The sequence below is a fragment of the Pseudoalteromonas sp. S16_S37 genome (assembly GCF_014694405.1).
Taxonomy (GTDB): Bacteria; Pseudomonadota; Gammaproteobacteria; order Enterobacterales; family Alteromonadaceae; genus Pseudoalteromonas.
Genome location: NZ_JAAUWV010000002.1, coordinates 227,612 through 238,663, shown reverse-complemented (window position 1 = coordinate 238,663; position 11,052 = coordinate 227,612). Strand labels below are relative to the sequence as shown.

The following is an 11,052-nucleotide window of genomic DNA, read 5'->3' as shown; positions in this document are numbered from 1 at the left end:
CTCCATTTTGCAAGGTTTTGAGGGGTGAGAAAACAAACGTTGCAAAATGAGGATAGTAAGATCGTTTAGATCATCAAGAAGATCAATGCATTAAGTGATTTTCAGTGTCGACTATATAGGATAAGTCTAGTCATTCATAATTATAAAAATAGCTATTAAGGATTTGAAGTTGAAAAAAATACTTGGGATTTTATTTTCTTAGTGAGCGTAAAAGTATTTGCTGGAGGTGACTCGGGAGTCGATATATTAGTCACAAAGTCAAAGGATAATATCTGGACCCTAACTTATACAATGGAACAGCCTGCAACGCGTTTGAGCTTTATACGTAACCTTAATAATTCTCGAACTAAGCGTTGACATCCAAACAATCCTGACTTTGAAGTTATTTTTACTGATGGAAAAGAATACATAGCTAACAAAAAAGGTTTATTTTTCAAAGAAGTAACGCTAACACTTACTCCTGCTTATAAAGGCTTACCTCAAGACTACGGTCCATTTTCCCCTTATTCCGATAATGGTAACGTAATTCATACTGGGCGTTTATTTGCTTGTAACTACCAATGCGGCGACGAGGTCAATGCTTGGTCTATAACTTTAAAGGCACCACAAAAGCAGAACATTATTGTAAATAGTAAAATTTACCATGGGCAAGTTAGCTGGATAGACAATAATAATGGTAAAAATATATACGTAGGTGATGCACAACCAGTCGATACAGCCAATTTTGTTAATGTAATAGACACCGGGTTACCAGAGAAAATTAGGGGAGCTCTGAACCGAGATATTCCAAAATTGATGCGTTATTTCGAACAGCAGCTTGGTGAACTTTCAGGCCCTAAGCCGATCTTATATGCATCTTACTCGAAGGTCGCAGATGGTGATGGCTCGCAAGGAGGGGTACTTCCTAAGCAGATATTTATGCATTGGGATAGAAACGATTTAGAGAAAGAAGTTGAAAAATCAGAATTTGTTGAAAAAACAATATGGTTTTTTGCTCACGAGGTTGCGCATTTATATCAAAAAAGTAGCAAAGGGCAAATATACGCTGCAGAAAATCAATCTTGGCTTCATGAGGGAGGGGCAAATTGGTTTGCCGCCAATGCTATTCTGGTCCTGTATCCTGATAAAAAAGAGTATGTAAACAAGAAAGTTGAGCGTTACAAAGAGCATTGTGTTAAAGGGTTAGCGGACGGACCGCTGATTGAAGCGGCAAGCCGAGGGCGATTTGATTTGTATTATACGTGCGGTCTATTAATACATAGAGGGATAGAGCTTGCAGCGCAGCGTCGCCAGAAACAGCAAGAAAATACCTATACGATTTGGAAAAAGTTTAGGCATGAAGTGGAGTTAGGAGCACCTAGCGAGCTATCTACATTTTTAACAGTTGTAGAAAATGAAACATCCAAAGAGCTGGTGAGTACGATCACTAACATGATCAATACTAGATCTTCAGAGCCACCATCACTGGTAAATCAGCTGTTTGATGAAATGTGATTAATGAGTTCGATATATCATGGCGCTAAGTGGTGAGGCCATGGAAGGGTTGCAAATAAATGCACTTGTTTAGATGAGTGTATATAATAATTGCTTTATTCATTTCGGCTGACGTTATTTATTTATATCTTTGTTTTTAATATGAAACTTTAATTCAACCCTCAGGTTTTAGCATTTTCTAAACTATTCATTGAGTTAGTTTGCGTGAGTCATAAAAATTTGTGCTGAGCAACCTGCTACCTTGAGTTTTACCTACTACTGTACAACACTTAAGCAATGAGATCAGAGCTAGGTAGTAGAAGGTGTAATGGAACGTGCAGTCTAAATTAAAATCACTCAACTGGCGTATGGTTGTAGTGGGCTTAGCGGTCGTATTTGCTTTAAATATACTATTACTGCATTTATTACATTTGCAGATCCATCAGCGTGCCGAAGCCGTTGTAGAAAGAGTGGCTAAGTTACCAGAAGAACTCAGAACCCAAAGCAATATTGCTGCAATTGCACAGCAGTTTAAATTTGAGTATGTAGCTGATGATAAGCCAGTACCTGATGAGGCAACTCGCTTTTCTGCTGCGGGTATCTCTTTAAATTTGGTGCATCAAAAGCCTTATCAAAAGCATGCATACATCATTTTATTTTTTAACATTTTGTTTGTTGGTTTATTGGTTTTTGTTTATCGCTGGTGGCAAGTTTATCAGGTAAGACCAAAGCGCTTTCTGTCAGATGAAAAATTAGATATTCAACATAGCTCAGCGATGAGTGCGGTCGACCCAAAAGTAGCTGATAGTAGTTTGTTCAAGGTGTTTTTGTTGATCCGCTGGGCGGCCAAGCTGGATGCAAATTTAGATGAAAACAGTCACTTCTCTGTAGCGCTTCATAAACACTTACCCAGCTCGATGAAGTACTCAGTGAAATATCTAAATTCTGGTGCTTTGGCGGTGACCTTTGAAAAGGTCGCATGGGGGGATGTGATTGAGCTGGGGAAAAAACTTCATGAAATTATGTTTCGGACGATTCGCGCTATTAGAGGCGACCTGTCTCGCAAGCAAATCAAAGTGGGAGGATGTTTTTATCAGCATGAGGCTGAGCAAGCAAATGTTTATCAATTAGCGCGAGCGGCATTAGAAATAGCAAACAACAACGTGTGGCAACATGTGCATATGATGCCATTAGACAAAACGCACGCAAATGCAATGCAAAGCAATGAAGATGACTTTATTCGTTGCATTGAGAACAGGCAGTTTGTTTTGTTTTTTCAACCGTTGTTTGGGTTTGAGCAGCAAGACATAATTCAAAACGAAGTGTTATTGAGAGTCAGGCACGCTCAGCTAGGATTGATAGCCGCAAAACAATTTATACCCCAATTACATAGCAAGCATAACTTGGAGGTGCTTGATAAAACAATTGTCACTCAAGCTATCACAATATTGACAAAAGAGCCGCATAAGGCCGATGTTAGTATTAACCTTCATATTGAAAATTGGCTCGATATTGATTTTATACACTGGTTGGTTGCAGTGATACGCGATGCCAACCAAGTGAAAAAGCTCACATTCGAAGTGAGTGCTGATGACTACTATAAATACCATCAGCAAATTAATGTGCAACAGTTGTTTTTTACTGGGGTTAATGTTGCGCTTACCATTGATCATGTTGAGTCGCCGTTAATGGTAAATACGATTCGTGAGAACCAACTTATATCCGCGGTAAAATTAGGTTTTGGACTTGTTCATAAAGTTCAGCAAAGCGCTCAACAGCAAAAAACAATCAAACAAATTGTTTACCAAGCTAAGCGTCTTAATGTAGCTGTTTATGCCGTTGGTGTTGAAACACAAGCCGAACTGGATTGCTTGAAGTCGCTAGGTGTGCATGGTGCGCAAGGTTATTATTTTGCAGAGCTATTGCAGCAGCTTGAGCTCGTGCGATATTAGATTGCGATAGCGCAGCCCATCTAGCCCTTGCAAACCACCAGTGTGAATAGTTGTAATATGGCTGTCTGGCTCAAAAAAATCTTGTTCTAGTAATTGCCATAAAGCGTAAAACAGCTTGCCCGTGTAAATGGGTTCTAGTGGTAATAAGCATTCTTTTCTCATCATCTGGCAAAATCGCCATAGTGCGGATGAAAACTGACCATACCCGCCGTCATGAAAATCACACATTAACTGCCAGTTAGATTTTTTGCCCGCTTTGGGAGCTAGGCGTATGATGTCGTCGGTTAAATACTCAGCTTGTTTTAATACGGCGATACCTATCACCGATGTTGTATCTGGACATGAGTTTATTAAGCCAGCAAGTGTACCGCCGCTGCCCGTAGCACACATAACGTAGTCACTTTTTGGTAAACTCTGTGCGAGCTCTTCAAGGCCAAGCATCGCATGCTGATTACTACCACCCTCTGGAATTAGGTAACAGTGCGGGAATTGCTTTTGGATCTCGTGAAAATAGTCAGCTTGATTTCGCAAGCGGTAAGTCGCCCTATCAACCGCATGTAAATTTAAGCCGCAAGCACGTGCCATGCGAATAGTTGGATTTTGCTCATCCAAATGAGGTCCTCGTATTATCACATGGCCTTCAATACCAAATAGTTTACAGGCCATACTTACGGCATATAGATGGTTGGAAAACGGGCCTGAAAAAGTCAAAAGGGCAGTTTTTTTTTGCTGTTGCATGGCTATCAGATTGTATTTTAATTTTCGCCACTTATTACCAGCGATATGAGGATGTAACAGATCGTCTCGTTTAACCGTGAGCGTCATTTTTTTTTGCGTGAGTAACGGGTGCTCAATTAACTGTAATGGAGACTCTGGAAAGTTAAATTGTTTAAAACTCATACTAATGTCTGGTTTGTGTCGAGATATTCAAATAATTCTAACAGCTATCTTGTAAAATATGTCCAGATTACTGGCAAGGTTGCGGTTAATAGTTGTAAACTCAGATATTAATGGCACAAAGCTTGTGTTTTGCTTTGTAAGTACATAGCATTAAGAACTAACTATAAAAAATAACAAAGACCAAATAATTGCCGCGTTTTTGGGAATGGAATATATGCGAATAGCTCCTTTATCTTTTTTTGTCTCTGCCACATTGATGGCTGCCTGTGCGACATTCAACGTAATGGCGCAAGATACAGCAACGGTGAATGCCATTGAATCAGAACTTTCGGTCAAACAAGCTGAATTAGATAACTACACGCAAATATTAGACAAGCACTTAGGCGAAGAAACACGGCTACAGGCGCAACTAGATCTATTAAGAACGCGCTCTTCAGACTTGGATAAAGAAAAAAATCAAGCGTTAGATGCGATGAACGACCTTTATCGTCGCTTAATTGATGACCCTACCGTTGATATCTCAGAAGCCCAAACTCGCTATAAAGACGCAGTCGCAGAGCATAAAAAGAATAAAAATGATATTACGATGCAGCTAGCGGCTATAGCTTCGCATCGTAAAGATATAGAGCAAATTAGAGTGACTAAACACACGCTAATTAATACGCTAGAAAACTTAAAGGACCAATTAAGCACAGCCCGTGTTGAGCGTTTACGCAACGAATTTACACGTGAAGGCACGTTAGAAGTTGACCACACGATTAACTGTAAGCGCACAGAAACGCTCGCGGCCTGTGAGCAACGCGGACAACAAATGGCATTGCAAAAAGCTACTAAGCGATTTGTTGATCAGTTGTTTGCAAATCTAACAGAGCAACGTCTTGTTGAACCTAAACGTAATCTAGCCGGGGCGCAAGTACAAGTACTTAACAGTCATGTAGTGAGCAGTGCATTTAGTGGACAAGGTAACTACAGCGTTAACTTAAGCGTAAGTATGCGTGGTGATGTGAATAATAGTCGCCTTTGTAGCTTGATTAGCGTCGATAATCGTTTTTGTGCTGAATATGGCACGCCGATGGCTGGAGCTGTTGGTAGTTATCAAGCCAATTACCCTGCGGTATATAACGACAGTCAATTAAACTTCTCTGAGCAAACGACCACTATTCCTAGTCATGTTCAGGTTTCTACGCTCAACACTGAACCTGTCATTGAGGTGGCCAAGTCAAGCGCTCAGGTAATACCGGAAAAAAAGCCGCCAGTCATGGTTCCCGTTACATTACGCTCTAACGTGTATGACGACGAAGTTTTTATCAATGGCGTGAGCTATGGCTCTACTAAGTTGTCAGTTAAAATTCCGGCCGGTACCTACGATATTGAAATACGCAAATTAGGCTATCAACCTTATAAAAAGCGCGTGACTATTCGAAAAGCACAAACAATTAATGCAAAGCTTGTAAAAAAGCCTGAGTCGATTGCTGTACCGACACCAAAAAGTGAGCAAGACAGCACAACAGCCGCCGCAACAGTGATTTCGCAAACACCAAAAAATGAAGTGGTGATTGTGCCTGCAGGGGCGTTCAAAATGGGCGATTTAGTTGGGACTGGATTAGCGAATGAACGACCTGTAGTGGAAAAAGTGCTTAGCAACTCTTATGGCATGCAAAGTACAGAAGTGACAGTGGGGGAGTTCAGGGCATTCATCGAAAGTACAGGATACCAAACGGCTGCAGAGAAGGGCCGTGGTTGTGCTTTCTACAAAGATGGCGAGCCAGTTTGGGAATTGGATTATAATTGGCAATCACCAGGCTATGAGCAAGCTGAGAACTTTCCTGTGGTGTGTGTGTCTTATGAAGATGCAAAAGCGTATGCTAATTGGTTATCAGCTGAACAAGGTGAGCAATTTCGTTTACCAAATGAGGTGGAGTGGGAGTATGCTGCAAGAGCGGGTACTACTTCTGAATATCCCTGGGGAAATGAAATAGGGAAAAGCCTTGCTAACTGTGGTTGGTGTGGCAGTGATTGGTCTAATAAAAGTGCGGCACCAGTGGGAGAGTTTCCACCCAACTATTATGGACTATATGACACTGTAGGCAATGTATGGGAGTGGACTCAAAAAAGAGTATCTCAAAGTGGTGTTACAGTGCGTGGCGGTGCTTGGAACTTTGCACCAAGCCTAGCTCGTGTTTCTACTCGATTAGAGTTAGCGACAGATTTTCGAGCAAATTATATTGGTTTTCGCTTAGTGCGAGAACGATAGAAAAGTTTAACGATGGGTGATGCACTGCATCACCTAATTTAAAGTATTTCTTTAAGGTTACCCAGCCTCATGTTTAAAAAATTACGCGGATTATTTTCCAACGACCTATCAATTGACTTAGGTACAGCTAACACTCTTATTTACGTAAAAGAAGAAGGTATTGTATTAAATGAGCCTTCGGTTGTCGCGATTAGACAGGAGCGAGCTGGAGGTCCTAAAAGTGTGGCGTCAGTAGGTACTGCTGCCAAGCAAATGCTGGGTCGTACACCTGGTAATATAAAAGCGATTAGACCAATGAAAGATGGTGTTATCGCTGATTTTTACGTCACTGAAAAAATGCTACAGCACTTCATCAAGCAAGTGCACAATAACAACTTTATGAGACCAAGTCCTCGTGTTTTGATTTGCGTACCTTGTGGTGCTACACAAGTTGAAAAGCGTGCTATACGTGAGTCAGCAATGGGAGCTGGAGCTAGAGAGGTTTACTTAATTGAAGAACCAATGGCTGCTGCGATTGGCGCTGGCTTACCAGTGTCTGAAGCAACGGGTTCTATGGTTGTTGATATTGGTGGCGGTACAACTGAAGTCGCGATTATTTCTCTAAACGGTGTGGTTTATTCTTCGTCGGTGCGCATTGGCGGTGATAAATTTGATGAAGCGATCATCAACTATGTACGTCGCAATTTTGGCAGCCTAATCGGTGAAGCGACAGCTGAGCATATTAAGCATGAAATTGGTTCTGCATTTAAAAGTGATGAGCCAGTATCAATCGAGGTACGTGGTCGCAATCTGGCTGAGGGTGTGCCTCGTTCATTTACACTTAACTCTCATGAGATACTTGAAGCATTGCAAGAGCCATTAATGGGCATTGTGAGTGCAGTAATGGTGGCGTTAGAGCAATCACCCCCTGAGTTGGCATCAGATATTTCTGCCCATGGTATGGTATTAACTGGCGGTGGAGCTTTGCTTAAAGATTTAGACAGACTGCTAATGGAAGAAACTGGCATTCCTGTCGTGGTTGCAGATGATCCTCTTACTTGTGTGGCAAGAGGAGGCGGTAAGGCCCTTGAGATGATAGATATGCACGGTGGCGACGTATTTAGTTACGACTAATGAACTTACTATTTGGCCGTACGGTATCACTGCAACTGCGTTTAACAGTGGCAGTGATGCTTAGCATAATACTCATTGTTGGCGACCGCTTTACACAAGGTGGTAACATGATTAGGACTAGCCTGCATACTGCGGTTAGTCCTTTGTTGTATCTAGCGAGCATGCCCTATGAAGCATTTAATAGTGGCGCTAAAAGCTTACAAACGCGTGAACAGTTAAGTGAAGAAAACAATGCACTTAGACGTAAGCAACTTTTGCAAAGTGAGCAGTTACAGCAATTACAGTTTTTACAAAAAGAAAACCAAAAGCTCAGAGCGCTATTAAATGCATCTGCAAGAGAGAAAAATACTCGGCAGATAGCGCAGGTATTGTCAGTTCATTCAAATCCATACAGTCACCAAGTTGTAATCAACCGAGGCACCATAGATGGTGTGACTGAAAGTCAACCTGTAATTGATGAAATGGGACTTGTCGGGCAATTAACCCAAGTAGGAACCACCACATCGCGGGTTTTGCTGATGACGGATATCACTCATGCAACGCCCGTCAGGATATTGCGTAATGATGTGCGTACCGTCGTTGAAGGTATTGGCAAGATTAATAAATTAAAGTTATCCCATGTCCCGCATAGCTTAGACGTACGAATTGGTGATGTGCTGGTAACATCTGGATTAGGTGGTACCTTTCCAGAAGGTTATCCAGTCGCTGTTGTAACTGAGCTTAATCGTGATGAAGGCTTGCCGTTTGCACAAGTATATGCCGAGCCAATTGCTCAGTTAGATAGGGTTCGCTTGTTATTGATTTTAGGCCGGACTTCACAAGAGAACTTAGATAATGATTAAGCGCTATTACTTTCTTATTGCCTTTAGCGTCTTTTTAGCCTTAGTTATGGCGCTAATGCCACTGCCGATATCCGCTGAGCCATTTCGCCCTGATTGGGTTCTATTGGTGTTGATGTATTGGTCTTTGGCTGTGCCTCATCGTGTTAATATTGGTTGGGCTTGGGTGGCAGGTTTACTGATGGATCTCGCTATTGGTGCGCCACTGGGAGTTAACTCATTAACTTACTCTATATGTATCTATATCACGGTAAGCAACTTTCAAAAAATACGTAACTTCTCAATTTGGCAGCAGGCCATGTTGGTTGGGTTGTTTTTAACGCTTTACCACTTACTGCTGTTTTGGTTGAACCACTTTTTACTCGACGTGTATTTTAGTCCTCATTATTTGTGGCCCGCTCTTACTGGTATGTTATGTTGGCCATGGATCTTTTTATTGCTACGTAAATACCGTCGACAATTCAGGATCCGTTAATGACACCAAGTTTGTATTTGGCATCCGCATCGCCAAGACGAAAACAGCTCCTCGCTCAACTAAACTACGACTTTATTCAATTTTCAGTAGATGCAGATGAAACGCAATTGAACAATGAGCCCCCGTTGCAATACGTTGAACGCTTAGCGCGTTTGAAGGCTGAATCTGCAGTGGCTCAAGGCTACAGCGATAGACCGGTATTAGGCAGTGATACAGTGGTGGTGATTGATAATATAGCGTTGGGCAAGCCCAAAGATGAACAAGATTTTCTGAATACGATGAGGCGTTTATCAGGGCGTACTCATCAAGTGTATACTGCAATAGCTTTGGCAGATAGCAATCATACGATAAGTACAGTGGTCTGTACCGAAGTGACTTTTAAGCAGCTAAGTACACAAGAAATGCACCAGTATTGGTTAAGTGGTGAACCGTTAGATAAAGCTGGCGGCTATGGTATTCAGGGCATTGGCGGAAAATTTATAACAAAACTGTCGGGTAGCTACTTTGCAGTAATGGGTTTACCTTTATATGAAACTGATCAACTAATTAAAGAGTTTACTAAAGGCTATTATGAGTAGTGAATTATTAATAAATGTGACGCCAAGTGAGAGTCGCGTTGCGCTCATTGAAAACGGTGTCCTGCAGGAAGTGCAAGTAGAGCGGATCGGTAACCTTGGTATTGTTGGCAATATTTATTTAGGTAAAGTAAGCCGTGTGTTACCTGGTATGCAAGCCGCCTTTGTTGACATTGGATTAGATAAAGCTGCTTTTTTACATGCATCTGATATCGTCAACAGTGCCTCATTTGAAGAAGGTGTGGATGAGCAGCCTGTAAAGAAAGTTCAAGATATCAGAGAGCTCGTTAAGCAAGGCCAGTACATTATGGTGCAAGTGGTTAAAGACCCATTAGGTACTAAAGGCGCGCGCTTAACCACAGATATTACCATTCCCTCACGATACCTAGTTTTTATGCCCGATGCGACACACGTGGGGGTGAGCCAAAGGATAGAAACAGAGCAAGAGCGCGCTCGCTTGAAAGAAATTGTCTCTGAGTATAACGATGAGAATGGTGGTTTTATTGTTCGTACTGCAGCCGAAGGCGCAAGCGAAGCCGAGCTTAAACATGATGCCGAGTTTTTGAAAAAGCTGTGGCGAAAAATTGTCAGTCGACGTAAAAAAACCAGCAAAGCGACGATTTTGCATGAAGATTTAACACTCGCATTTAGAACTTTAAGAGATTATGTTGGTGAGGATATGGAGCGTATCCGAGTCGACTCTAAGTTAACCTATCAAGAACTAAAAACTTTTACAGAAGAGTTTGTTCCTTTACTAGGCAAAGCGCTAGAGTATTATCCTGGTGAAAGACCTATTTTCGACTTGTTTGACGTTGAAAGTGAGATCCAAAAAGCGTTGCACAGAAAAGTTGAGTTGAAATCTGGTGGATATTTAATTATTGATCAAACTGAGGCAATGACTACTGTTGATGTTAATACAGGCGCGTTTGTCGGTCATCGAAATTTAGAAGAAACAATTTTTAATACCAACGTAGAAGCCACTTCCGCTATTGCTAGGCAGCTAAGGTTACGCAACCTTGGCGGTATTATTATTATTGATTTTATTGATATGGTTTCGGATGAGCATAAGCGACGCGTGCTACACTCTTTAGAGAGCGCTTTGGCCAAAGATCGAGCTAAAGCCAACATTAACGGTTTATCGGCGTTAGGTTTGGTAGAGATGACCCGCAAACGTACCAGAGAAAGCCTTGAGCATATCCTCTGTGATGTTTGCCCTGCATGCTCTGGAAGAGGCTCATTAAAAACTGTAGAAACAGTTTGTTATGAAATTTTGAGAGAAATTGTAAGGGTTAATCGTGCTTACGATGCAGACAAGTTTATGGTTTATGCGTCACCTGCAGTGAGCGAAGCGCTCATCAATGATGAATATCATAATTTAGCGGAATTGGAACTCTTCATTGGAAAACAGGTCAGTATTCAAACGGAAAGCTTATATAGCCAAGAACAGTTTGACGTCGTAATGATGTAAGGT

Annotated in this window: 9 protein-coding genes; 8 read left to right on the top strand and 1 reads right to left on the bottom strand. The window is 41.5% G+C overall.

The genetic code is table 11. The features are described 5' to 3' along the window. Positions 1-795 precede the first annotated feature (795 nt). Positions 796-1,494, top strand: a complete 699-nt coding sequence (locus tag HC733_RS02070) for a hypothetical protein (RefSeq protein WP_190363393.1) — start codon at positions 796-798, stop codon at positions 1,492-1,494. A gap of 314 nt (positions 1,495-1,808) precedes the next feature. Next, complete coding sequence (locus tag HC733_RS23495) at positions 1,809-3,425, top strand: EAL domain-containing protein (protein WP_190363392.1); 1,617 nt, start codon at positions 1,809-1,811, stop codon at positions 3,423-3,425. Here HC733_RS23495 and HC733_RS02060 read toward each other — a convergent pair. Continuing rightward, positions 3,393-4,325 carry a 1-aminocyclopropane-1-carboxylate deaminase/D-cysteine desulfhydrase gene (locus HC733_RS02060; RefSeq protein ID WP_190363391.1) on the bottom strand — a complete coding sequence of 311 codons (933 nt, stop codon included), beginning with the start codon at positions 4,323-4,325 and terminating at the stop codon, positions 3,393-3,395. The two genes, HC733_RS23495 and HC733_RS02060, sit on opposite strands and share 33 nt — an antisense overlap. A 214-nt stretch (positions 4,326-4,539) precedes the next feature. Here HC733_RS02060 and HC733_RS02055 point away from each other — a divergent pair, with 214 nt between their 5' ends. The 6 genes from HC733_RS02055 to rng all read left to right on the top strand — a co-directional run bounded on the left by HC733_RS02055 (position 4,540) and on the right by rng (position 11,049). Continuing rightward, on the top strand, positions 4,540-6,579 hold the full coding sequence (locus HC733_RS02055) for an SUMF1/EgtB/PvdO family nonheme iron enzyme (RefSeq protein WP_190363390.1): 2,040 nt from the start codon (positions 4,540-4,542) through the stop codon (positions 6,577-6,579). Between the two features lie 69 nt (positions 6,580-6,648). Next, positions 6,649-7,692, top strand: coding sequence for a rod shape-determining protein (locus HC733_RS02050; RefSeq protein ID WP_070983148.1), 1,044 nt, complete (start codon positions 6,649-6,651; stop codon positions 7,690-7,692). Next, the gene (gene mreC / locus HC733_RS02045; protein ID WP_190363389.1) at positions 7,692-8,534 is read left to right on the top strand and encodes a rod shape-determining protein MreC; all 843 of its coding nucleotides are present in this window, start codon (positions 7,692-7,694) and stop codon (positions 8,532-8,534) included. Before HC733_RS02050 ends, mreC begins: the two co-directional genes overlap by 1 nt. Beyond that, entirely contained in the window at positions 8,527-9,006 is a 480-nt protein-coding gene (mreD, locus tag HC733_RS02040; protein ID WP_190363388.1) for a rod shape-determining protein MreD, read from the top strand. The genes mreC and mreD overlap by 8 nt, the downstream gene beginning before the upstream one ends. Further along, complete coding sequence (locus tag HC733_RS02035) at positions 9,006-9,584, top strand: Maf family protein (RefSeq protein ID WP_190363387.1); 579 nt, start codon at positions 9,006-9,008, stop codon at positions 9,582-9,584. The genes mreD and HC733_RS02035 overlap by 1 nt, the downstream gene beginning before the upstream one ends. Continuing rightward, entirely contained in the window at positions 9,577-11,049 is a 1,473-nt protein-coding gene (rng, locus tag HC733_RS02030) for a ribonuclease G (protein ID WP_190363386.1), read from the top strand. The genes HC733_RS02035 and rng overlap by 8 nt, the downstream gene beginning before the upstream one ends. Positions 11,050-11,052: the final 3 nt, after the last annotated feature.

Bases quoted from the DNA above. Each gene is read 5' to 3' on its own strand.
- HC733_RS02070 (WP_190363393.1), top strand. From the start codon at position 796: ATGCGTTATTTCGAACAGCAGCTTGGTGAACTTTCAGGCCCTAAGCCG.
- HC733_RS02060 (WP_190363391.1), bottom strand. From the start codon at position 4,325: ATGAGTTTTAAACAATTTAACTTTCCAGAGTCTCCATTACAGTTAATT.
- HC733_RS02055 (WP_190363390.1), top strand. From the start codon at position 4,540: ATGCGAATAGCTCCTTTATCTTTTTTTGTCTCTGCCACATTGATGGCT.
- HC733_RS02050 (WP_070983148.1), top strand. From the start codon at position 6,649: ATGTTTAAAAAATTACGCGGATTATTTTCCAACGACCTATCAATTGAC.
- mreC (WP_190363389.1), top strand. From the start codon at position 7,692: ATGAACTTACTATTTGGCCGTACGGTATCACTGCAACTGCGTTTAACA.
- mreD (WP_190363388.1), top strand. From the start codon at position 8,527: ATGATTAAGCGCTATTACTTTCTTATTGCCTTTAGCGTCTTTTTAGCC.
- HC733_RS02035 (WP_190363387.1), top strand. From the start codon at position 9,006: ATGACACCAAGTTTGTATTTGGCATCCGCATCGCCAAGACGAAAACAG.
- rng (WP_190363386.1), top strand. From the start codon at position 9,577: ATGAGTAGTGAATTATTAATAAATGTGACGCCAAGTGAGAGTCGCGTT.